This window comes from uncultured Methylobacterium sp. (assembly GCF_964244095.1).
GTDB lineage: Bacteria > Pseudomonadota > Alphaproteobacteria > Rhizobiales > Beijerinckiaceae > Methylobacterium.
The window spans coordinates 1-21,578 of record NZ_CAXTHR010000032.1; the positions used below are offsets into that span (position 1 = coordinate 1).

Genomic DNA, 21,578 nt, shown 5'->3' on the forward strand with positions numbered 1-21,578 from the left:
TCAAAAGATGCCTCAGCGCCCGGGCCACTTCCGCGGCCGGCGCCAATGAAGAGGGGTATACGGATGTCGCCACAGCACGTCAACAGAGGAAACCGAGATTTTTCGAGCCGGCGAAACGTGATGGTCTCTGGGGGCCGCCGTCGCCCTCCCGGACCATGTCCGTGGTAGCGGTCCCGGGCACCGTCAGAGGTCGATCACGACCGTCAGGCCGTCACAGGCCGGGACCACGTTCGGCGGCAGCTTGGTCGCCAGCGTCGCGTAGTCGAGGTCGGTGTGGAGGTTGGTCAGGATCGCGCGCCGCGGCGCGACGGCCTCGATCAGCGCCAGCGCGTCCGAGACCGAGTAGTGCGTCGGGTGCGGCGTCTCGCGCAGGGCGTCGATGATCAGCACGTCGAGGCCGTACAGGCGCGACCGGCTCGCGGCGGGCAGCAGGCTGACGTCGGGGATATAGGCCGCCGGCCCGAAGCGGAATCCGAGCGCCGCCTCGTTGCCGTGCTCGACGGGCAGGGCTTCGGCCTCGATCGCGCCGCCCTCCCCCTGCACCGCGGTCGTCGTCCCGACGGGAAGGTCGCGCAGGTCGAGGATCGGCGGGTAGGCGCTGCCCGCGGGCGTCTCGAAGCAGTAGCCGAAGCGGGCCTGCAGCAGCGACGCCGTGAGCGCGTCGGCATGGACCGGGATGCGCGCGCGCATCTGGATCACCAGCGGGCGCAGGTCGTCGATGCCGTGGGTGTGGTCGGCATGCGCGTGGGTGTAGAGCACCGCGTCGAGCCGGCGCACGTGCGCCGCGAGGAGCTGCTCGCGCAGATCCGGCGATGTGTCGACGAGGAGCGTGGTGACGGCCTCGGTCTCGCGGCGCTCGACCAGGAGGGAGCAGCGGCGGCGGCGGTTTCTCGGGTCGAGCGGATCGCAGGCGCCCCAGCCGTAGCCGACGCGGGGCACGCCGCCGGACGAGCCGCAGCCGAGGATGCGCAGGGTCAGCGTCGCCATCCGGACCTCCCGCTCGGGTGGTATCCGAGGATGGTCGCGCTTGTCACCCGTCAGCGCCACCCGAAGCCTTGGAGAACAGGCGGAAAAAGTTCGCCGTGGTGCGCCGGGCGAGGTCGCCCGGGTCGAGCCCGAGCGTCCCGGCCAGCGAGCGGGCGGTGTCGGCCGTGTAGGCTGGCTCATTGGTGCGGCCGCGATGCGGCTCGGGGGCGAGGAAGGGCGCGTCGGTCTCGATCAGGATGCGGTCGAGCGGCACGGTCTTGGCGATGTCGCGCAACGCGGTCGAGCGGCGGAAGGTGACGATCCCGGAAAACGACACGTAGAGGCCGAGGTCCACGCCGGCCTGCGCCAGCCGCGCGCCGGAGGAGAAACAGTGCAGCACCGCCCCGAACGCGCCGCGGGCCATCTCCTCGGAGAGCACCCGCTCCATGTGGTCGTCGGCGTCGCGGGCGTGGATCACCAGCGGCAGGCCGGTGGCGCGGGCGGCCTCGATGTGGGCGCGCAGCACCCGCTCCTGCACGGCTTCCGGCGCCGCGTCGGCATAATGGTAGTCGAGCCCCGCCTCGCCGATGCCGACGCAGCGCGGGTGTCGGGTCAGGCTGGCGATGGTGTCCGCGGGGATGTCCGGCTCTTCCCCGGCCCCGTGCGGGTGGGTGCCGACCGTGTACCAGACGGCGGCGTGGGCCTCCGCGATCGCGCGGTAGGTGCCGGCCTTGGCGATCCGCGTGGAGATCGTGAGCATCCGGGTCACGCCCGCGGCCTCGGCGCGGGCGATCACGCCGGGGAGGTCGGCGGAAAATTCGGGAAAGTCGAGGTGGCAGTGGCTGTCGATCAGCATGAAGGGGGCTGCGTTCCTCGCTCGTTCTCAAGAAAAGTCATGCGGGTCTTCTCGGCCCGAGGGCGGAGCGAGCCGACTTCGCGTACCGGGGCGGCGCGGCCGCAACGCCCAGGCCAATGCGCAGGCCACGGTTCCGATCCCGGCGAGGACGCCGAGGGGGGATGGTGATCCAGTCCGGCATGTCCATAGCTTTCCCGAAGCCGCATGCGTCAGGGCGTCGACCCGACGCCGTCCCGAGACTCCTGCCCCTCGTCCAGGTGTAGGACCACCTTCAGAATGTCGGATTGCGCCGTGAGGACCCGGTTCTCCATCAGGACGAGATCCGACTTCACCTCGCGCAATTCACGCCGAACATCGTCGAAGCCGCGCTCCATCCGCTCGCCGAGACGGGCGACGAGGTCGATGGCCCGCGCTTGGCGCTCCAGCATCTCGTGCATCTCGCGGCGCATGCCCTGGACCTGACGCAGCACGAGGTTGTTGTCGGGGGTCGGTAGCTCGTCGTTCATGGCGCGTCATCGTCCGGGCGGCTCGGTGCGCTCCCTATAGCCCAGGGACCGCACTCACGCAGCCGGCGCCTCGAGCCTCTCGAACCGCGGGAAGACCGGGCTCGGAGCCGGCAGCGTGGTGCCCGCGACGAGACGCCCGCCCTCCCCCACGTCGGCCAGCCTGCGCCGGTCTGCGGGCACGGCGAGCAAGTCGAGGAGGGTGCCGCCTGAGCGCGGCACGAAGGGCTGCACCAGGATGGCGACGGTGCGCAGCACCTCCGCCGTGACGTAGAGGACAGTGCCCATCCGCGCCGGGTCGGTCTTGCGCAGGCGCCACGGCTCCGCGCTCGCGAAGTAGCGGTTGGCCTCGGCCACAACGGCCCAGATCTCGGCGAGGATGGTGTGCAGCGCGAGGTCGGCCATCAGGGCGCGGGCCCTGGCCGGCAGCGCGTCGGCAGCCGCGAGCAGGGCTTCGTCGGCCTCGGTGAAGCGGCCGGGCTCCGGGACCGCGCCGGCGAGGTTCTTGGCGATCATCGAGAGCGAGCGTTGCGCCAGGTTGCCGAGGTCGTTGGCCAGATCCGCGTTGATGCGGGTGATGATCGCGTCGTGGCTGTAGCTGCCGTCGCCGCCGAAGGGCACGTCGCGCAGCACGAAGTAGCGCACCGCATCGACGCCGTAGGTGTCGGCGAGCTCCATCGGGTCGAGGACGTTGCCGAGGGACTTGGACATCTTCTCGCCCCTGGAGAGCAGGAAGCCGTGGCCGAAGACGCGTTTGGGCAGGGGTAGGCCGGCCGACATCAGGAAAGCCGGCCAGTACACCGCGTGGAAGCGGACGATGTCCTTGCCGATGACGTGGAGATCCGCCGGCCAGAATTTCTTGCGCGCGTCGTCGTCGGGAAAGCCCGTGACGGTGAGGTAGTTCGTCAGCGCGTCGACCCAGACGTACATGACGTGGCCCGGCCGGTCCGGCACCGGCACGCCCCAGTCGAAGGTGGTGCGGCTGACGGACAGATCCTTCAGGCCGGAGCGCACGAAGCTCGCGACCTCGTTCTTGCGCGATTCCGGGCCGATGAAGCCGGGCTGGTCCTCGTAGAGCTTGAGCAGCCTTTCGGCGTAGGCCGAGAGCCGGAACAGGTAGTTCTCCTCCTCCATCCACACGACGGGCGTGTCGGTGGCGAGGCTGCGGCGGGTGCCGTCGTCGAGGAGGCGGGTCTCGGCCTCGTCGTAGTAGGCCTCGTCGCGCACCGAGTACCAGCCGGCATAGGTGTCGAGGTAGATGTCGCCCGCGGCCTCCATCCGCCGCCACAGCGCCTGCGCTGCCGCGTAGTGGGCCGGCTCCGTCGTGCGGATGAAGCGGTCGTAGGCGCAGTCGAGGCGGTCGGCCACCGCCCGGAAGCGGTCGGCCATGCCGTCGACGAAGGCGCGCGGGGTGGTGCCGGCGCGCGTGGCCGCCTGCTGGATCTTGAGGCCGTGCTCGTCGGTGCCGGTGGAAAACAGCACCTCGTAGCCGTCGAGGCGCTTGAAGCGGGCGATGGCGTCGGTGGCGACGACCTCGTAGGCGTGGCCGATATGCGGCGCGCCGTTCGGGTACGAGATCGCCGTGGTGATGCTGAAGGTCTTGGTCACCGGGCGCTTTTCCATCACGTCAGCAGGCCTGGAATAGGTGCGCCGACGCCGACTGACAAATCAAACGGTCCGGACGGCACCTGCGAGGTCGGCAAACAGCGACAGGATCACGGGCCGGCGATCGAGGTTGTAGATCGCGGCCTCCCGAGCGGTGCGGCCGAAGTTCTCACACACCTCGACCAGGGCCGCAAGGCGCGCGGGCGGCTCGGCCTGGCGCCGGCGGAGCTCGGCCGCGACGAACCGCTCGACGGCCGCAAGGCTCGCGGCGAACAGGGGCTCGGCCTCCCGCCCCGCGAGTCTTTCCGCGAGCTTGAGGACGCGGCCCCAGTCGGGGTGGTCGAGGCGCGACAGCAGGGTCTCGACCTCGGCGACCAGCCCGCACATCGCCGGGTCGAGCATCGCGACGGCGCGGGCCACCGAGCCCTCGGACAGGGCGGCGGCGCGCGCCAGCGCCTCCGCCGCGGGCGCCGGGAACGGCGCGGGGAAGCCGGCGACCACGGCTTCCACCTCCGGCGCGCTCAGCGGGCGGAGCGCCAGGGCCCGGCAGCGCGAGCGGATCGTCGGCAGCAGGCGGCCGGGCGCGTGGCTGACGATGAGGAACAGCGCGCGCGCCGGGGGCTCCTCCAGCATCTTCAGCAGCGCGTTGGCGCCGTTGGCGTTGAGGTCCTCGGCGCTGTCGACGATGCAGATGCGGTGGCCGGCATTGCCCGCGGTCGATCCGAACAGCTCCAGCGCCTTGCGCACGGCATCGACGGGAATTTTGGTCGGCAGGGTCTTGGCCGTCGGCACCCGGTGGCGGCGGAGCGCGACGAGGTTCGGGTGCGAGAGCGCCGCGATCCTGGCCGCCACCGGATGGCCGGCCTCCACGTCGAGACCCGGCGCGCGCGAGACGCCTTCGGGGTCGGCGAGCAGGCGGCGGGCGACGCGATAGGCCAGCGTCGCCTTGCCGATGCCGGCGGGACCGCCGATCAGCCAGGCATGGTGCAGGCGGCCCGAGGCGATGGCCTCACTGAGCGCGGCCTCCGCCGCCGCATGGCCGACGAACCGCGTCGCCGCGCGCGGGCGGAGGATGCCGGCGAGGTCGCCGGGCTCGACGTCGTCGGGGGCACGCTCAGGCGGCATCGGTACGCTTCGCATCGGGATCGAGGAGGCCGGGCAGGCGCGCGGCCACGGCCTGCCGCACCGCGTCCGCGACGGTATCAGGCGACAGCGCCGCATCAATGAGCGCGCAGCGCGCCGGCTCGGCCTTCGCGATGTCGAGAAACGCCGCGCGGAGCCGGGCGTGGAAGGCCATCGCCTCGGCCTCGAAGCGGTCCGGTGCCGCCTGCCCCTGCCCCTGTCCTTGCCCCGCGCCCCGCGCCCGGGCGCGGGCGAGACCGATCTCGGGGTCGAGGTCGAAGACGAGGGTGAGGTCGGGCCGGGTCCGCCCGACGACGACGCGCTCCAGCGCCGCGACGGTGGCCGCATCGAGCCCGCCCGCGGCGCCCTGGTAGGCGCGGGTCGAGTCCATGAAGCGGTCGCAGAGCACGACCTCGCCGCCGCGCAGGGCGGGCCGGATCAGGCGGTCGAGATGGTCGATCCGGGCGGCCGAGAACAGCAGCGCCTCGGCGAAGGGCCCGTAGGGCTTGGCGATCCCGGCAAGCAGCGCGGCGCGGATCTCCTCGGCGCGGGCCGAGCCGCCGGGCTCGCGGGTGGTCACGAGGGTCCGGCGCGCCCGCAGGGTCGCGGCCAGCCGCGACACCTGGGTCGACTTGCCGGCCCCCTCCCCGCCCTCGAAGGTGATGAAGACGCCGGGCGGTGTCGGCGCGGTCATGGATGCACGCGCGGCCGCGTCCGATCGCGTCCTAGCACCATCACGACGGGTTGGGCCCCTTCTCGGCCCCCTTCTCGACCCCCTTGCCCCCGGCCTTGTCGAAGGCGCGGCGCATCAGGCCGGTGCCGAGTTCCAGCGCCGCGTCCATGGCCCGCTGCGGGATCGTGCCCGCCGCCACCGCGGCGCCGGCATAGAGCGGCTGGTCCAGCGCCACCGCCTCGCCGCGCAGGATGCGCAGGCGGCCGACCTCGCGGCCCTCCTCTACCGGCGCGACGAGCGGCCCCTGGTAGACGGCGCGCGCCGTGATGCGGTCTGCGGAACCGCGCGGCAGCAGCACCCGCGCCGGCTTCCGCGCGACGAGCGGCACGGAGCCGGCAGCGCCGCCGAACACTGCGGCCTCGGCGACCGTCTCGCCCGGCGCGAAGACCTGGCGCGGCTCGAAGGCGCGAAACCCCCACTCCATCAGCTTGCGCGCCTCCGCCGCGCGGTCGCGCGCGGTCTTCAGGCCGGAGATCACCAGGATCAGGCGCTGGCCGCCCTGCACCGCGGACGCCGTGAGCGCGTAGCCGGACTCCTCCAGGTAGCCGGTCTTGAGGCCGTCGGCGCCGATGTCGAGGGTGAGCAGCGGGTTGCGGTTCTGCTGCTTGATCTTGTTCCAGGTGAACTCGCGCTCGGCGAAGATCTTGTACAGGTCCGGGTAGGTGTCGATGATGTGCAGGCCGAGCTTGGCCATGTCGCGTGCGGTGACCTTCTGGTCGGGGGCGGAATAGCCGGTGGCGTTGCGGAAGGTCGCACGCGTCAGCCCGATCTCGCGCGCGCGCCGGTTCATGATCCCGGAGAACGCCTCCTCGGTGCCGGCCATGTTCTCGGCGATGGTGATCGCCGCGTCGTTGCCCGACTGCACGACGAGCCCGCGAAGCAGGTCCGCCATCCTGATGCGGCTGTTGACCTGGGCGAACATCGACGAGCCCCCGCCCCCCGCCCCGCCCCGGCGCCACGCGTCCTCGGTCACGGTGAACTCGGTGTCCATGGTCAGGCGCCCGGACTTGAGGGCGTCGAACACGATGTCGGTGGTCATCAGCTTGGCCATGCTGGCCGGGGCGAAGGGCTCGTCGGCCGCCTTCTCGAACAGCACCGAGCCGGAATCGGCATCGATCAGGATCGCGTGCGGGGCCGCCGTCTGGAAGCTCTGGGCGCGGACCGGCAGGCCGGACGCGAGCGCGCAGGATGCGGCGAGTAGGGTGACCAGAATCCTGCGCATCGCCGTCTCCCGCAAGCGCCGGCCGGGGCCGGCGCGCCGCTCTCTTGGAACACCTTTGGAACACGCACGGACAACAAGCGTGACCATATTACGGTTTCCCCGCCCGATCGAACGCAAAACGCCGCGGATGCCCGCGCCGGCGTTCGATGCCGGCGCGCGGGCGCACGGTCCGGGATCGCAGGACCCGCGATCAACGGCGGCCTGAAGGAACCCGATCCGGCCGCGGCCGCGAAAGCGCGCGGCCGCGACCCGGGCGGCAGCGGACGAACGGGCGCCTCAATAGATCTCGGCGAGCCGCGCGTGCCGGGTGCCCGCCTGGGCGACCGCCTTCGGGGCGCCGGCCTTGAGGCCGGGCTTGAGCGGGGGCGGCGCCGCGGCGGCGGCGAGGCGGGCCATGGCGAGCTTGGCGGAGACCGGCATCGCCGCGGACGCGGCCGGCTGGCCGGCGGCGATCCCGACGGCCGGCCGGGCGCTGCCGGCCGCGAGGCGAACGGGCGCAGGTGCGAGCCGTCCGCGGACCGGGGCGGGCACGGCCTGCATCACGGCCTTCATGGAGGCGGCGTGCAGGGGCATGGGCGGTCCCTCGCGCCCGCCGGAGGGGTTCGGCCCGGCCACTTGAACCGGCGCGGGCCGGAAGGTGCCGGCGCGCGTCGCCGTCGGCTGCAGGGCGGGCGGCACCGCGACCGCCGCGCCCGCGAGCACGATCGGCGCGCGCGGCGGCGGCGGCGCCGCTTCAGGCGCGTCGCGCTCGGGCGGCGGCTTGAAGGCCAGCGGCGCGGGGGCCGACCGCGAAAAACGCTCCGGCTCCTCCGAGGCCCCGAGATCGGCCATCATCACCGGCGCGCGGGCGCCCGCCGGCCCGCCGTCGGTGCGGAGCGTGGCGAGCAGCTTGCGGTCGTCGCTGCCGGCGACCGAGGCCTTGCCGAGATAGGCGACGCGCACGTGCGCCGTGCCCTTGTTGTGGAACGCCAGCGCGCGGGCGACCTCCTCCGACACGTCCATGACGCGGTCGGCGTGATACGGACCGCGGTCGTTGACGCGCACCACCATCGAGTGGCCGTTGGCGGTGTTGGTGACGCGGACGTAGCTCGGCAGCGGCAGGGTCGGGTGGGCGGCGGCGATCGAGTGGCGGTCGAACACCTCGCCGTTGGCGGTCATCCGCCCGTGGAAGGCGGCACCGTACCACGAGGCCAGCCCCTCGCGGACGTAGCCGCGGGCGTCCTCGCGCGGCACGTAGGTGCGGCCGGCGACCACGTAGGGTTTTCCGGAGAAGCGGCGTCCGCCGCCCTTCGGGATCACGTCGCCCTCGTTATAGAGGCGCGGGCTGGTCTTGACCCCGTATTTCGGGTCGAGGCCGTTGCCGGTGGCGCCGGCGAGTTTCTGAGGGTTCGTGCTGCAGTTGGCGGCGGCCAGCGCAACCGCCGACACCGCGAGGATGCGGCGGATCGGGTCGCGGCGCGTGCCGATGATCCGAAGAAGCGTCGAACGCGCCATGCCAACCGGGTCCGCCTGTACGCCACACGCCGAGCCCCGGCACGCGGATGAGGCGGGGCCGGGGCACCCGGGCGGTCCGCTCCAAGCGAAGCGGGCCGCGACGGGACGAGCCGACACTCGGCCGAACGGCGTAAAGGAAGCCTGAACGCCCCGGGTGCCCGAACGGATTCGGCTCGGGGATGCACAGGCTTGGAGCCTGCGGCGGCGCTCGGGCAACCGTCCCGCGTCGCTTGCCGGCCCCCTTGCCCGCCCCCTTCAGGCCCCCTTGCAGGCCCCGCGGATGCGGGATTCGTCCCGTCCTCTTCCCACCGGCGGGCAGCGCGAACGTGCCGCACGGCCTTCGTTCGTCACGCCAGGCCGTCCGCGCAACCCGCTCGCAGGACGGCGAAAGTTCAGCGTTGGGTCTGCTCCGAGAGCTGCTCGATCGAGCGGGTGCCGCGCTGCTTGAACAGGAGGTCGAGGGCCTCCAGCATGATCGCGTGCATCTTGGTGCGCTCAGCGAAGGCGAGGTCGCGCAACTGGTCGTAGACCGGCGGCTCGAGGTAGACCGACATCTGCCGGGCGCGCTGCTTCAGGGTGGCCGCGCCGCGCCGCGGAGGCGGGACGCGGGAATCGAGCCGGACGATCTCGGCGGTCTGGGGCGCCGGCCGCCCGGCCGGCACCGAGGCCGCGACGATCGAGGCGAGGTTGAGCTTAGGCGGCTTCGACATGCTTCATCGTCCTCCCCGCCTGCGTGCGCTTCTCGATCCAGGACCACAGCCGGCGCACCTCGCCCGCCGCCTGTCCCTTCGGATTGAACTCGGTGACGCCCTGGCCGACGCCGATCGCGTCCTGGTGGTCGGTGCGCGCCACGATGTTCACGTCGGGCAGGATGCCGAGCACGGCCAGGCCGTCGGCCGCGTCGCGGATGCGGTAGGAGCGCGGCGGCGTCTGGTTCAGCACGAAGGCGAACGTCTTCTCCAGCCGGTAGACCGCGGCCAGCGTCGGCTTGAACGCGCGCAGGTCCGCTGGCGTCGGCCGGCACGGGATGATGCACAGGTCGGCGGCGCGGATCGCCGAGAGGGTGCCGGTGGAATCGACGCCGGGGGTGTCGATGAAGACGTAGTCGTAGGCCGACTCGCGAAGCTGGGCCATCACGGCGTCGATCTGCGTGGCGTCGATCTGGGCGACCTCCGGGCCTTCGGCGGTGCGGTGGTCGAGCCAGTCCGAGATCGTGGCCTGCCGGTCCATCTCCAGGATGCAGACCGAGCGGCCCGCCTCCTGCGCGGCGACGGCGAGCGAGATGCACAGCGTGCTCTTGCCGCTGCCTCCCTTCTGGGTGACGAAGGTGATCGCTTTCATCGGACGTCCCTTGCGCGTGGCGGCTTGGATGGCTGTTTGGCTTGGATGGGCTGTTTGGCTCAGAGTCCGGGTGCGGCGTCGCGGCCGGATGCGCGCGCCGCGGTCTTCGCGTTGACGTCGCGCGGGCCGTCGGCGCCGCGATCCCCCGTTCTTCGCCCCGGCCGCCGAAGTTGCCGGGGCTCCGATTGAAACAACCTAGGGTTACGCCGATCGCGGCCCGGGCCGCGATCCTGTGACCCAGGGATGCCTTGATCCCGAGGTCTCGCGGATCATGGTTAAGAGACCCTTAAGCCCGAGACCCGGGTCACAGGCTCCTCCGATGCCGGAACGCCGCGGCCGGTCCCGGGCCCGGTGGCGCGCGGGCGGGTCGCCTCGCGTTTCAGCAATCTCAGGTTTATTTGCACGGCACGGGAGGCGTCTGACCTTTCCACAAGGCTGTCTATGCCTTAGACTGGATTCGCCGTGACGGTCGCGGGCTCCATAACAGACCTCAGGTTTATTATTTCCGGGTCAACGGCTTGAGGAGTTGCATGCCTGACGCCCCGAACCCGCATCCGAGCGAGGAGTTGCAGGCGATCCTCGACGCCTCCGGCGTGGTCGGCGCCTGGGTGCACGATCACTGGGCCGGGCGGCTCACCCTGTCGGGGGACTTCGCCGCCCTGCTCGGCCTCGATCCGGAGATCGCGGCCGGCGGGGTGCCGATCGACACCTTCCTGGACAGGACCCACCCCGACGACCGCACCCGGATCGAGAGCTACCTGCACGCCGTCGGCGAGAGCGGCGGCCCGATGGAGGCCGCGTTCAGGACCGTCGAATCGCAGGCCGGCGTGCGCCGGCTCCTGATGCGCGGGCGGGTCGAGCGCGATGCGACCGGCGGCACGACGTGGGGGCGCGGCATCGCCATCGACCTCACCGAGGGTCAGGCGGCCGACCTCCACCAGACCGAGCGCCTCGTGAACCGCATGGCCGAGCACGCCATCGCCCTGCGGACGCTCGCCGACGGGCTCCGCCACCCGAACCTGACCAGGCTCGTGGACAGCCTGATGATCGAGATCGGCTTCGAACTCGCCAAGTTCCTGCACGATCCCGACGTCCTGCACGATCCCGACGTCCTGCACGATCCCGACGTCCTTCATGATCCCAAGGTCCCGCACGATCCCAAGGCCGGGCGGCGCCACTGAGGAGCCGCCGCGGATCGCGGGCGTCTCCCCTCCCGCGGCCGCAGGGACGGCGTGATCGGCATCCGGGATTGATCGCGCGGACCCGTCGGCTACGGTCGCGGCACGGGTCCGCGCGGCAAAGGTCTGCGCGACGCGACTCTGCCGGGAGGCCGCCATGCGCCGCGACACGATCTACGACCGGGACCTCGACCGGAATCCGGCCAACCACCAGCCGCTGACCCCGCTGGCCTATCTCGACCGGGCGGCGCGGGTGTTTCCGGACCACGTCGCGGTGATCCACGGGCCGTTGCGGCGCAGCTACGCGGAGCTCTACGGCCGCTGCCGCCGCCTCGCCTCGGCGCTCGGCCGGCGCGGCATCGGGCGCGGCGACACCGTCGCCGTGCTGCTCGCCAACACGCCGGCGATGGTCGAGGTGCATTACGGCGTGCCGATGACAGGGGCCGTGCTCAACACCCTCAACACGCGCCTCGACGCCGCCGCGCTCGCCTTCTGCCTCCGGCACGGCGAGGCCAAGGTTCTGATCACCGACCGCGCGTTCTCCCGGGTCGCCGGCCCGGCCCTGGCGCAGGCCGGCCGCGCCCTGCTGGTGATCGACTACGACGACCCGGAATGGGCGGGCCAGGACTTCACGAGCCAGGACTTCACGAGCCAGGACTTCACGAGCCAGGACTTCGCGGGCACGACGGAGCGCGTCGGCACGCTCGACTACGAGGCCGTCCTCGCCGAGGGCGATCCCGAGCACGACTGGGCGATGCCCGAGGACGAGTGGGACGCGATCGCGCTGAACTACACCTCGGGCACCACCGGCGACCCGAAGGGCGTGGTCTACCACCACCGCGGCGCGGCCCTGCTGGCGCTGGGCAACGTCATCACCGGAGCCTTGAGCCAGCACCCGGTCTATCTCTGGACGCTGCCGATGTTCCACTGCAACGGCTGGTGCTTCCCCTGGACCCTGTCGATCGTGGCCGGCACCCATGTCTGCCTGCGCGAGGTCCGGGCCGAGGCGATGTACGCGCTCATCGCCGAGCATCGCGTCACGCATCTCTGCGGCGCGCCGATCGTGATGCAGCTCCTGATCAACGCGTCCGATGCCGAGCGCCGCCCCCTGCCCCACCGGGTCGCGTTCCTCACCGCCGCCGCACCGCCGCCCGAGGCGGTGCTCGCCGGCATGCGCGAGGCGGGCTTTGCCGTGACCCACCTCTACGGCCTGACCGAGAGCTACGGCCCGGCCGTCGTCAACGCGTGGCACACGGACTGGGACGCGCTGCCCGCCGACGCCCAGGCCGCGAAGAAGGCGCGCCAGGGCGTGCGCTATCCCGTCCTCGAAGGGCTCGACGTGCGCGACCCCGAGACGCTCGAACCGGTCCCGGCCGACGGGACGACGCTGGGCGAGGTGATGATGCGCGGCAACGTCGTGATGCGCGGCTACCTCAAGAACCCGGCCGCGACCCGGGCCGCATTCGCGGGCGGCTGGTTCCACACCGGCGACCTCGGGGTGAGGCACGCGGACGGCTACGTCCAGTTGAAGGACCGCTCGAAGGACATCATCATCTCCGGCGGCGAGAACATCTCGTCTATCGAGGTCGAGGACGCCCTGTTCAAGCACCCGGCGGTCGCCGCCGCCGCCGTGGTGGCCAAGCCCGACGCGAAGTGGGGCGAGACGCCGTGCGCCTTCGTCGAGCTGAAGGCGGAGGGCGCGGCGAGCGCCGCCGACCTGATCGCGTGGTGCCGCGGGCGGCTCGCCGCCTACAAGCTGCCCCGCCACGTGGTGTTCGGCCCATTGCCGAAGACCTCGACGGGCAAGGTGCAGAAGTACCTGCTCCGGGCGCGGGCGCGGGAGGCGTGAGGCCGGCCGCAGCCTGTTCACCACCGGCCCATCCCGTTACCAGACGCTCCGGCGCGGAGACGGACCAGGCATGCAGCGCATCACCATCACGATCGACGACGACCTGCTGGCGCGGGTCGACCGGCTGTGCGAGCAGCGCGGCTACGGCAGCCGCTCGGAGGCGATCCGCGACATCGTTCGCGATGCGGCGGCGCCGGTCGCGGCCGACGGCGCTTCGCCGGCCTGTTACGGGGCCCTGAGCTACGTCTACAGCCACGGCACCCGCGACCTCGCGCGCCGGTTGACCGGCGAGGGGCACCATCACGGCGTCTCGATCGCCAGCCTGCACGTCCATCTCGGCCGGGACGACTGCCTCGAGGTGGCGGTCCTGCGCGGGTCGGTCTCCGCGATGCAGGGCTTCGCCGACACGGTCACCACCCAGCGCGGCGTCCGCTACGGCCACCTGCACCTCATCCCCGAGGGCGCCGGGCAGGACGAGGCCGGGCACGGCGACCCTCCCCCGGCGCCCGGCGCCGCGCGCGGCTGAACGGCAGGCCGTCCCATTTGCAACAGGGGGCGGCTTAAGCCGGACGTGTGAGGTTTTCATATGTTCCTCATACGCGCGGCATGCGACTCTGGCGGGACAGCCACGCTCGCCCCGGACCTGCGGTGCCACCTCTCGTCGTCCGACCCGTCGCCAGGGCCGCCCGCCCCGATCCCGGATCGCACCCGCCTCCCGCGCGCAGGCTGCCACGCGCCGCGGGCGCGTTGCTCCCAGCTAGATCTTGGCTCCTGGCCGGATCATGGCTCCTGGCCGGATACGGCGCCGCCCGGGCGGCACCGGCCGAGACGAGACTGGACGAGATCTCCGTGACGGCGGAGGCGGCCGTTCCGGCCTCGACCGGGCCCGCGGCGATCGTTGGCGGCACGACCGGGATCGGCGGCGCGCTGTGGACCGTGGACGCGGCGAGCGCGGGCGTCGTCACGGGTGCAGAACTCAACAGCCGCCCGGTGACCCGGCCGGGCGAGGTGCTGGAGGCGGTGCCCGGCCTGATCGTCACGCAGCACTCGGGCGAGGGCAAGGCCAACCAGTACTTCCTGCGCGGGTTCAACCTCGACCACGGCACCGACATCGCCCTCACCGTCGACGGCATGCCGGTCAACATGCGCACGCACGCCCACGGGCAGGGCTATGCCGACCTCAACTTCCTGATCCCCGAACTGGTCGGCGCGGTGGACTTCCACAAGGGACCCTACTTCGTCCGCGACGGCGACTTCGCCTCGGCGGGCTCCGTGCGGATCGACTACCTCGACCGGACCGAGCGCAGCCTCGCGCTCACCACCTTCGGCAGCTTCGGCCACGCGCGGGCGCTGTCGATCGCCTCCGCCCCGCTCGGGGCGGGCACCCTGCTGGTGGCCGGCGAGGCGCAGGTCTACGACGGGCCGTGGGCGGTGCCCGACGCCCTGCGCAAGGTGAACGGCGTCGCCCGCTACGGCCAGGGCACCGCGACGGACGGGTTCGCGATCACCGGCATGGCCTATGCCGCGCGCTGGACCGCGACCAACCAGATCCCCGCCCGCGCGGTCTCGGAGGGGGTCATCGGCCGGTTCGGCACCCTGAACCCGAGCGACGGCGGCGACACCAGCCGGTTGTCGCTCTCCGGACGCTGGAGCCGGACGGACGCGGGCGGGATCACGCGGGCCTCGGCCTACGTGATCGGCTCCCGGATGAACCTGTTCAACGACTTCACCTACGCCCTCAACGATCCGGTGAACGGCGACCAGTTCCATCAGGTCGACCAGCGCATCCTCGGCGGCGGCGAGGTCGCGCGCGTGTTCCAAGGCGCGCTGTTCGGGTCGGCCATGGAGAACGAGGTCGGCCTCCAGACCCGGACCGACGCGATCCGCGTCGGACTGTTCAACACCACGAACCGCCGGTTCCGCTCCGGCGTCCTCGACGACCGGGTGCTGGAGGCGAGCGCGGCATTCTACTACGAAAACCGCGTGCGCTGGACCGACTGGCTGCGCACCAGCGTGGGCTTGCGCGCCGACGCCTACCACGCCGACGTGGCCTCCGACACGGCGGCCAATTCCGGCAAAGCGCGGGAGGGCATCGTCAACCCCAAGCTCGGGCTGGTGCTGGGGCCCTGGTTCGACACCGAAGTCTTCGCAAACTACGGCGGCGGCTTCCACTCGAACGACGCGCGCGGCGTCACCGCGACCGTCGATCCGGCAAGCCCCCTGTTCAACGTCGGCCGCTCGCCCTTCCTCGTGCCCTCGACCGGCTACGAGGTCGGCCTGCGCAACCGGAGCATCGCCGGGCTGGAGACGGCGGTGGCGCTGTTCCGGCTCGACTTCGCCTCCGAGAACCTGTTCCAGGGCGACACCGGCACCACGGAACCGAGCCGCCCGAGCCGCCGCTTCGGCGTCGAGTGGACGAACCGCTATGCCGTGACCCCCTGGCTGTCGCTGGAAGGGGATCTGACCGTCACCAACGCCCGCTTCTCGGACACCGACCCGGCCGGCGCCCGCATCCCCGAGGCGCCGACCACCATCGCCGCGGCGGGCCTCACCTTCGGCGAGGGGCCCGGCTGGTTCGGAAGCCTGCGCCTGCGCTACTTCGGCCCGCGCCCGCTCATCGAGGACAACTCGGTCCGCTCACGGCCGACGGCTCTGCTCAACGGCCGCCTCGGCTACACCTTCGACAACGGGATGAGCCTGTCGCTCGACGTGCTGAACCTCACGAACGCCAAGGCCGACCAGATCACCTATTTCTACGCCTCGCGGCTCCCCGGCGAAGGCCCCGACGGGGTCGCAGACCGGCATGTCCATCCCGTGGAGCCGACCGCCGTGCGGTTGACGCTAGCGGGACGGTTCTGACCCTTGCCGGCCACATGGCCCGGGCCCGCCCCGGCACCGGAGGAGGGCCGCGTCCTCACCACTTGTAGGCGAGGCTCGCCATCACCCGGCGGGCTTCGCCGTAGAAGCAGCTGTTCTCGGACTGGCACGAGGACACGAAGCGGCGGTCGCCGATGTTGGATGCCGTGATCGCGGCGCGCCAGTGATCCCAGGTGTAGTGCACGGTCGCGTCGAGCAGCACGTACTCGGGCACCTTCAGCGTGTTGAGCGCGTTCGCAAACGAGCGGCCGACGTAGCGGACGCCGCCGCCGAACCCGAAGCCGCGCAGGTCGCCGACGGGGATCGTGTAGTCGGCGAAGACCGAAGCGAACGTCTCCGGTACGTTGGTCGGCGTCAGGCCGATGAGTTCGGGAACCTGGCTCTTGATGTATTCGAGGTCGTAGTGCGTCACGGCGGCGACGATGTTGAGTCCGTCGAAGATGTTGGCGACGAACTGCGCTTCGACGCCGCGCGAGCGCACGCTGCCCTGCTGGGTCGAGCCGAAGCCGACGACCACCGGGAAGGGCGGGTTGTCCCGCACGAGGTCGAAGGCGGCGACCGTCAGGAAGTAGCCCTGGCCGACCGGCTCGAACTTCAAGCCGACCTCGACCTGCTCACCCCGGTCCGGCTTGAGCGGTTGGCTGGTAAGCACGTCCAGGCCGATCTGCGGCTGGAACGAGGTTGAATACGCGATGTAGGGCGCGATGCCCGGGTCGAAATTATAGAGCAGCGCGATACGTCCGGTCAGGGCCTGATCGTCGCGCCGGGTGCTGTTTGCGGGTGCGAGCCGATCGTCGACGATGCTCGAGGCGAAGTCCTGGCGCAGGCCGCCGATGAGGCTCAAGCGGTCGGTCAGCTTGATCTGGTCCTGCGCATAGAGGCCGACCTGCGTGAACGAGTCGACGTTGACGAGGTAGGGTGACGGGCGTCCCAGAACCTGACCGTAGACCGGATTGATGATGCTTAGCGATGTGACAGGATAGAAGACAGCGAAGTTGGTGGCTTGATTATCGTGTAGGGTGTAATTCTTGTAATCGACGCCGAAGAGTACATCGTGGAGGAACAAACCGTCTGAGAAGCGCGCCTCGGCTTGATTATCGACCTGGAATAGACCGACCTTGGAGCTGGTGGCGAACTGATAACGCGCGAGTTGCGTCTGGGGCGCGTCGGCGTAACCTGACTGTCCTATATAAGTATTCCGGGTTCCATCGCTGAACGAGTAACGCAAGTTCTGTCGGATGGTCCAAGTCGTGTCGATAGTGTGCTCGAATTCGTATCCTGCGAATGCTTCCTCACGTTGGAAGCTGTTGATCCTTGGGTCGCCGACGTTGAGTCCGCGGTCGATCCGTAATCCGCTCGCATTCGGGCGCACGGTGCCCGAGTAGGGCAGGAAATTCGCCGTTATCGCGGTCGAGTCGCGTTGGTAGCTCGTCAGCACCGTGAAGGAGGTGCCGGCATCGGGCCGGTACGTGATCGCCGGTGCGATGTAGAGCCGGTCCGCGTCCGCGCCATCGACCTGCGTTCCGCCCTGCCGGCCGATGCCGGTGAGCCGGTAGAACCAGTGGCCGGAATCGTCGGCCGGCCCGCCGAAATCGAACGCCCCGTAGACCTGGCCGAATGACCCGCCGCCGACCTCGACGTAACCGAACGGCTGCAGCGTCGGACGCTTGGTGATCTGGTTGACGAGGCCGCCGGGGTTGCCGGCACCGAACAGGATGGCAGAGGGCCCGCGCAACACCTCGATGCGCTCCAGACCGAACGTCTCGATCTTGAAGGTGCCGAACCCGTAGTTCAGGAGCTGGAGGCTGTCCTTGTAGATACCGTAGTCGCTCGCGACGAAGCCGCGCAGGGTGAAGAAGTCGACGCTTTGATCGGCGCCGAACACGCCCGAGTAGATGCCGGCCGTGTACTGCGTCGCCTGCGTCAGGGTGGTCGCGCCCAGCGCCTCGATCTGCTGGCGGCCGATGACCGTGATCGATTGCGGCGTCTCGATCAAGGGCGTGTTGGTCTTGGTGGCGGTGGCCGAGCGGGTCGCGACGTAGCCGTCCACCGGGCCGGTCGGGCTCTCGACGGCGCGGATCGGCGCGGCGGGGCCGCCGCGGCCCTCCACGGTCAGGGTTTCGAGCTGCACGCTGGCCTCGGCCGGCGGGTTGGCGACGCCGCGGCGCGGCGCGGTCGCTTCCTGCGCCCGCGCAGGGTTCGAGGACGCGAGTTGGCCGAGGACGACCAGCGACGCGCCGGCAAGCGCGAGGCTGCGCGGGCCGGGGGCTTGGAACGGGGAGGAGTGGCGCATCGAACTCATGCCTGAAGGATCAGCGGACAGCCGGCCGCGCGCACCGAGGCGAGGGCCGCCCGGTTGTTTGGAATTATGATAAACTACTGTTATGATTGACGTTTCTTCGCCAGCGTTACGGCCGGCCATCGCCCGGCACAAGCGCCCTGAAGCGGGGCGGCGGTGGAAGCCGAGGGCTGTGGCCCGCAAGCCACGGCGCCGTGACGCGGCGGACGCGCCGCGCGCGACGGCTGCGGATCGGCGTCCGAATTCTTTGCAGGTTGGCAAACCATGCCCGGTCTCAAGCGGGATGCCCTCATGAGGTCCGGCGGGCGATCACCACTCCGGACCCGCGGCAGCTGCGGGATCGAACGTTCGGAACCCGATGGATTCGGATCTACCGCTATGCCGAAAAGGCATATCTCGCGTGCTCAATCAATCGATCCATGATAAAAACGCATAGCTGTCCTCTCCGGGCGCGGCTGGCGCGGCCGCATGCGAGGGCCCACCTTGGGTTCACCGATACCGACCTGCATCAGGAACTTTCACCGTGGACGTCTCGACCGCCAAGATCCTGGTTTCCACCCTTCTGGTCTTCGCCATCCTGTTCTTCAGCCTGTTCTCCTTCAGGATGATCGTCTCGGAGATCGGCCGCGACCTCAAGCGCGTGCGCGGACAGCGCGCCGCGGCGGGCAGGCGCCCGCCCGAAGCTTAGGCCGGCCCTCGGCTCGCCCCTCAGAACGGGAGCTTGGCGCGGTCGGCGTGTCCCGATGGACTTCGCCTATCCTGCGCCGCGTCCTGCGCCGCGTCCTGCCGGCACGATGGCGCCCATCGCGCGAAGGCCGGCGCGCCGCGACCGCGCGGCGGCGTCAGTTGGTGATGCGGACCGAAGCCACGGCGGTCTCGAACAGCTTCAGCATCGCGGCGGTGATGTCGCCGCCGGTCGTGACCGGAAAGAACAGGCCGTCCGAGGCGCAAGTCTTGAGCGTGGTCGGGATGTTGGCCTCGAACGGCTTCACGTGGGCATTGTAGAACCCGTCCGTGTAGAGCGGTAGGTAGGCCGTGTAGACGATCCCGATGCGGATGCCCTTGTCCTTCATCGCCTTGCAGGTCGTGGGATCGATCGGGCTGATGAAGCGGTTGCTGCCGAACGTGTTGCCGGCGCTCGGGTTGCTGACGCTGCCGTCGATGGGGGTGTCCTGCACGCCGTCGGTGACGAAGAACAGGAACCGGATCGGCGAGGTCGCGGTGACGCCGGTGCCGCTCGCCGGCACGGTGGCGTTCATCTTCGCGATCGCCCGCTCGTAGGCGGTCTGGTTGTCCGCCTCGCTCTGGTAGGAATAGGCGAGATCGATCCTGGCGGAGTCGGTCTTTGCCTGGTCGAGGCTCGTCGTCAGGGCGGTGAGCCGGGTCTGGATGTCGCTGAAGGTCCATGTCTCCATGCGGAACTGCTGGGACAAGGTCATCGAGGACTTGGCCTTGTCGATCAGCGCCGCCACCGCGTCGCGCAGCACGTGGATGCGCAGCTTGACGCCGTTGTTCTGCGCGACGTGGTAGTAGTCGCTGGTGTTCTCCGTGCCGTTGCCGTTCAGCTTGTGGCAGGCGAAGGCGCAGCCATCCGGCGGCGAGGTGCCCTTCGTCGCGTTCATCATCTTTGTCACGTCCGCGTCGGTGGCCGCGAGCCCCATCGACGGGGAGTTGTCGAGCAGCAGGTAGAAGTCGATGTACTGGAATATGTTGCGCTGGCTCGCCGACATCCCGGCGATCGCCATGGTCGGAACCTTCATCATGCCGCTCAGCATGGTCCGCACCTTGGCGGTGTAGGTCGCCGACAGGCTCAGGTTCGACACGCCGTTGACCGGGCTCGGCACGAAGGTGACGTTCGACACGCCCGGCACCTTGGCGGCTTCCGCACGGAACTGCGTCTCCGCGTTGGTGAGGCTGACCGCGGAGATCGTGTTGGACTTCTGGCTGACCACCGCGAGCACCGCGGCGTCCAGCGCCGCGTCGAGCTGGGATTTGGCCGCGTTGCGCCGGCCGTAATCGACCGCCGCGCCCGCCGCGAACATCATCGGCACGACCGCCAGGCCGAAGATGATCGCGACCTGGCCCGAGCGCGCCCGCGCGAGGCGGTAGCCCGCCCGTCCGAGCCCTGAAGCCGTCATCGCCGCCCGTGCCCGTGCCGCGCCCCCGAGATCCCGCATCCGCCGGCTCCGCATCAGTTGAAGACCGGGCATTTGGCACCCCCAGGCATGACGATCTCGCTGTTGTCGACGCGCTGCGCCCAGGCGATCTGGCGCTTGAACACGATGCCCTGCGTGCCGAAGATCCAGCGGTAGAGCTTCGAGCCGAGGATCGGCGTGTAGGGCATCGTCACCTCGGCGAGGATGTAGCGGGCGCCGTCGTAGAGGTAGGTCGCGGGCACGGCCGGCAGGTCGCCGGTGCCCGCGATCTGGAGGACGGGCCGCGCGTTCCTGGGGTAGCTGGAGCAGACGCCGCCGTAGAGCGCGCCGTTGACATTCTCGACGCCGAGCGCGCTGATGACGACCTGCGCATCGCCCGCGTTGAAGGGCTGCAGGATCGCCCCGGCGGCGGCGAGGATCGGGGTCATGTCGGCGTTGTTGGTGCGGCCGCTGAGGTCGGCTACCGCCCGCGCGAACAGCGTCACCTTGCGGCTGTTGTCGACGGCGCGGACGAGCTCGGACAGCCCGAAATACAGCGTGACCAGCAGCGGCAGGATCATCGCGAACTCGAGGGCGGCGACGCCCCGCGCGTCGGCGCCGAACCGCGCGATCCGGGCGCGCGGGCCTGCGGCCGGCCCGCTCACGAGCAGACCGGGGTGGAATCGAACGGCTCGACCTGGAACACGGTCGCGGCCTGGAGGACGCGGCGGCGGCTCGGCAGGGTGGCGACGCCGGCGTTCAGCAGCGTGAACGTCACGGGGAAATCCACCGCCGCCTGGATCACCATGACCGCGTTGCTGCGGCCGCAATCGTAGCGGGCAAAGCTCGGGTTCCAGTCGCTGACCTTGGTCGTGGGATCGACCTGCGTCGGCTTGGCCAGCGCCGCGTTCGCGAAGCCGTCGACCTGGCTGATGCTGATCCGCACGTTGGCGCAGGTGAAGAGCGTGAAGCGCGCCCGGCACATCTCCGTGCGGAAGGCGTTCAGCAGGTTGGTCGAGCCCCTGGTGGCGGCGTTGGCGGTCTGGAACCGGCCGGTGTAGATCTGGCGCCCGGCATCGGCCACCGCCTGCTGCAGCGTCTCCTGCGCCCAGTAGGTCACGCCCGACTCCACGGTGGCGCCGACCAGGGCCAGCAGGGGCGCGGCCAGGAGCCCGAACTCGACCGCCGTCGTCCCGCGCGAGGCCCGCGCGAACCCGCGCAGGCGCGCGCCGAGCCGGGCCGGTCCCCGCCGCGCGGCGGAAACGCCCGCGCGTTGCGGGGCTGCTGCCATCGGCAAGGCTGCTGTCATGATACGTCCAACGCCCGGTTCCCGTCCGTCGCAGCGCGCCTCGCCCCGATCGAACGCGGCCACAGTCAAGGGCCGCAGACCTTGAGATT

19 protein-coding genes are annotated in these 21,578 nt (G+C 70.8%); 5 read left to right on the forward strand and 14 right to left on the reverse strand.

Translation table 11 applies throughout. The features are described 5' to 3' along the window. Positions 1 to 183 precede the first annotated feature (183 nt). From ACFE86_RS07460 to ACFE86_RS07505, 10 genes are all read right to left on the reverse strand, one after another. A complete protein-coding gene (locus ACFE86_RS07460; protein WP_375454698.1) occupies positions 184 to 987 on the reverse strand; it encodes an MBL fold metallo-hydrolase in 804 nt (267 codons plus the stop codon). Between the two features lie 43 nt (positions 988 to 1,030). Further along, positions 1,031 to 1,822 (reverse strand): TatD family hydrolase, encoded by a 792-nt coding sequence (locus ACFE86_RS07465; protein WP_375454699.1) that lies wholly within the window; start codon positions 1,820 to 1,822, stop codon positions 1,031 to 1,033. Positions 1,823 to 2,031: 209 nt separating this feature from the next. Continuing rightward, a complete protein-coding gene (locus ACFE86_RS07470) occupies positions 2,032 to 2,328 on the reverse strand; it encodes a hypothetical protein (protein ID WP_375454700.1) in 297 nt (98 codons plus the stop codon). Positions 2,329 to 2,382: 54 nt separating this feature from the next. After that, complete coding sequence (gene metG, locus ACFE86_RS07475; protein ID WP_375454701.1) at positions 2,383 to 3,933, reverse strand: methionine--tRNA ligase; 1,551 nt, start codon at positions 3,931 to 3,933, stop codon at positions 2,383 to 2,385. 60 nt (positions 3,934 to 3,993) lie between these two features. Further along, a complete protein-coding gene (locus ACFE86_RS07480) occupies positions 3,994 to 5,055 on the reverse strand; it encodes a DNA polymerase III subunit delta' (RefSeq protein ID WP_375454702.1) in 1,062 nt (353 codons plus the stop codon). Next, positions 5,045 to 5,746: a dTMP kinase gene (gene tmk, locus ACFE86_RS07485; protein WP_375454703.1), complete on the reverse strand. Its 702-nt coding sequence runs from the start codon at positions 5,744 to 5,746 to the stop codon at positions 5,045 to 5,047. The genes ACFE86_RS07480 and tmk overlap by 11 nt, the downstream gene beginning before the upstream one ends. 40 nt (positions 5,747 to 5,786) lie before the next feature. After that, entirely contained in the window at positions 5,787 to 7,007 is a 1,221-nt protein-coding gene (locus ACFE86_RS07490; protein WP_375454704.1) for a D-alanyl-D-alanine carboxypeptidase family protein, read from the reverse strand. Between the two features lie 276 nt (positions 7,008 to 7,283). Continuing rightward, positions 7,284 to 8,501 (reverse strand): septal ring lytic transglycosylase RlpA family protein, encoded by a 1,218-nt coding sequence (locus ACFE86_RS07495; protein ID WP_375454705.1) that lies wholly within the window; start codon positions 8,499 to 8,501, stop codon positions 7,284 to 7,286. A gap of 392 nt (positions 8,502 to 8,893) precedes the next feature. Further along, positions 8,894 to 9,211, reverse strand: coding sequence for a ribbon-helix-helix domain-containing protein (locus ACFE86_RS07500; RefSeq protein WP_375454706.1), 318 nt, complete (start codon positions 9,209 to 9,211; stop codon positions 8,894 to 8,896). Then, the gene (locus ACFE86_RS07505; RefSeq protein ID WP_375454707.1) at positions 9,195 to 9,842 is read right to left on the reverse strand and encodes an AAA family ATPase; all 648 of its coding nucleotides are present in this window, start codon (positions 9,840 to 9,842) and stop codon (positions 9,195 to 9,197) included. The genes ACFE86_RS07500 and ACFE86_RS07505 overlap by 17 nt, the downstream gene beginning before the upstream one ends. Before the next feature lie 530 nt (positions 9,843 to 10,372). Between ACFE86_RS07505 and ACFE86_RS07510 the strand changes: the two genes are divergently transcribed. From ACFE86_RS07510 to ACFE86_RS07525, 4 genes are all read left to right on the forward strand, one after another. After that, a complete protein-coding gene (locus tag ACFE86_RS07510) occupies positions 10,373 to 11,023 on the forward strand; it encodes a PAS domain-containing protein (RefSeq protein ID WP_375454708.1) in 651 nt (216 codons plus the stop codon). A 154-nt stretch (positions 11,024 to 11,177) separates the two neighbouring features. Then, entirely contained in the window at positions 11,178 to 12,869 is a 1,692-nt protein-coding gene (locus tag ACFE86_RS07515) for an acyl-CoA synthetase (protein ID WP_375454709.1), read from the forward strand. Between the two features lie 70 nt (positions 12,870 to 12,939). Next, positions 12,940 to 13,395 carry a nickel-responsive transcriptional regulator NikR gene (gene nikR, locus ACFE86_RS07520; protein WP_375454710.1) on the forward strand — a complete coding sequence of 152 codons (456 nt, stop codon included), beginning with the start codon at positions 12,940 to 12,942 and terminating at the stop codon, positions 13,393 to 13,395. Between the two features lie 323 nt (positions 13,396 to 13,718). Continuing rightward, positions 13,719 to 15,728, forward strand: a complete 2,010-nt coding sequence (locus tag ACFE86_RS07525) for a TonB-dependent receptor (RefSeq protein ID WP_375454711.1) — start codon at positions 13,719 to 13,721, stop codon at positions 15,726 to 15,728. 55 nt (positions 15,729 to 15,783) lie between these two features. Here ACFE86_RS07525 and ACFE86_RS07530 read toward each other — a convergent pair whose 3' ends face one another. Next, the gene (locus ACFE86_RS07530) at positions 15,784 to 18,039 is read right to left on the reverse strand and encodes a TonB-dependent siderophore receptor (RefSeq protein ID WP_375454712.1); all 2,256 of its coding nucleotides are present in this window, start codon (positions 18,037 to 18,039) and stop codon (positions 15,784 to 15,786) included. A 529-nt stretch (positions 18,040 to 18,568) separates the two neighbouring features. On the opposite strand from ACFE86_RS07530, the gene ACFE86_RS07535 reads away from it, so the two are divergent. Further along, the gene (locus ACFE86_RS07535) at positions 18,569 to 18,733 is read left to right on the forward strand and encodes a hypothetical protein (RefSeq protein WP_375454713.1); all 165 of its coding nucleotides are present in this window, start codon (positions 18,569 to 18,571) and stop codon (positions 18,731 to 18,733) included. Between the two features lie 154 nt (positions 18,734 to 18,887). Here ACFE86_RS07535 and ACFE86_RS07540 read toward each other — a convergent pair whose 3' ends face one another. From ACFE86_RS07540 to ACFE86_RS07550, 3 genes are read right to left on the reverse strand one after another with little or no spacing between them, the layout of a single operon-like run. Beyond that, entirely contained in the window at positions 18,888 to 20,222 is a 1,335-nt protein-coding gene (locus ACFE86_RS07540; RefSeq protein ID WP_375454714.1) for a TadE/TadG family type IV pilus assembly protein, read from the reverse strand. 14 nt (positions 20,223 to 20,236) lie between these two features. Then, the gene (locus ACFE86_RS07545; RefSeq protein ID WP_375454715.1) at positions 20,237 to 20,845 is read right to left on the reverse strand and encodes a TadE/TadG family type IV pilus assembly protein; all 609 of its coding nucleotides are present in this window, start codon (positions 20,843 to 20,845) and stop codon (positions 20,237 to 20,239) included. Beyond that, a complete protein-coding gene (locus tag ACFE86_RS07550; RefSeq protein WP_375454716.1) occupies positions 20,842 to 21,489 on the reverse strand; it encodes a TadE/TadG family type IV pilus assembly protein in 648 nt (215 codons plus the stop codon). The genes ACFE86_RS07545 and ACFE86_RS07550 overlap by 4 nt, the downstream gene beginning before the upstream one ends. Positions 21,490 to 21,578: the final 89 nt, after the last annotated feature.

Excerpts from the sequence above, each read along its gene's own strand:
- ACFE86_RS07460 (WP_375454698.1), bottom strand. The coding sequence starts at position 987 with ATGGCGACGCTGACCCTGCGCATCCTCGGCTGCGGCTCGTCCGGCGGC.
- ACFE86_RS07465 (WP_375454699.1), bottom strand. The coding sequence starts at position 1,822 with ATGCTGATCGACAGCCACTGCCACCTCGACTTTCCCGAATTTTCCGCC.
- ACFE86_RS07470 (WP_375454700.1), bottom strand. The coding sequence starts at position 2,328 with ATGAACGACGAGCTACCGACCCCCGACAACAACCTCGTGCTGCGTCAG.
- ACFE86_RS07480 (WP_375454702.1), bottom strand. The coding sequence starts at position 5,055 with ATGCCGCCTGAGCGTGCCCCCGACGACGTCGAGCCCGGCGACCTCGCC.
- tmk (WP_375454703.1), bottom strand. The coding sequence starts at position 5,746 with ATGACCGCGCCGACACCGCCCGGCGTCTTCATCACCTTCGAGGGCGGG.
- ACFE86_RS07490 (WP_375454704.1), bottom strand. The coding sequence starts at position 7,007 with ATGCGCAGGATTCTGGTCACCCTACTCGCCGCATCCTGCGCGCTCGCG.
- ACFE86_RS07495 (WP_375454705.1), bottom strand. The coding sequence starts at position 8,501 with ATGGCGCGTTCGACGCTTCTTCGGATCATCGGCACGCGCCGCGACCCG.
- ACFE86_RS07500 (WP_375454706.1), bottom strand. The coding sequence starts at position 9,211 with ATGTCGAAGCCGCCTAAGCTCAACCTCGCCTCGATCGTCGCGGCCTCG.
- ACFE86_RS07505 (WP_375454707.1), bottom strand. The coding sequence starts at position 9,842 with ATGAAAGCGATCACCTTCGTCACCCAGAAGGGAGGCAGCGGCAAGAGC.
- ACFE86_RS07510 (WP_375454708.1), top strand. The coding sequence starts at position 10,373 with ATGCCTGACGCCCCGAACCCGCATCCGAGCGAGGAGTTGCAGGCGATC.
- ACFE86_RS07515 (WP_375454709.1), top strand. The coding sequence starts at position 11,178 with ATGCGCCGCGACACGATCTACGACCGGGACCTCGACCGGAATCCGGCC.
- nikR (WP_375454710.1), top strand. The coding sequence starts at position 12,940 with ATGCAGCGCATCACCATCACGATCGACGACGACCTGCTGGCGCGGGTC.
- ACFE86_RS07530 (WP_375454712.1), bottom strand. The coding sequence starts at position 18,039 with ATGCGCCACTCCTCCCCGTTCCAAGCCCCCGGCCCGCGCAGCCTCGCG.
- ACFE86_RS07540 (WP_375454714.1), bottom strand. The coding sequence starts at position 20,222 with ATGCGGGATCTCGGGGGCGCGGCACGGGCACGGGCGGCGATGACGGCT.
- ACFE86_RS07550 (WP_375454716.1), bottom strand. The coding sequence starts at position 21,489 with ATGACAGCAGCCTTGCCGATGGCAGCAGCCCCGCAACGCGCGGGCGTT.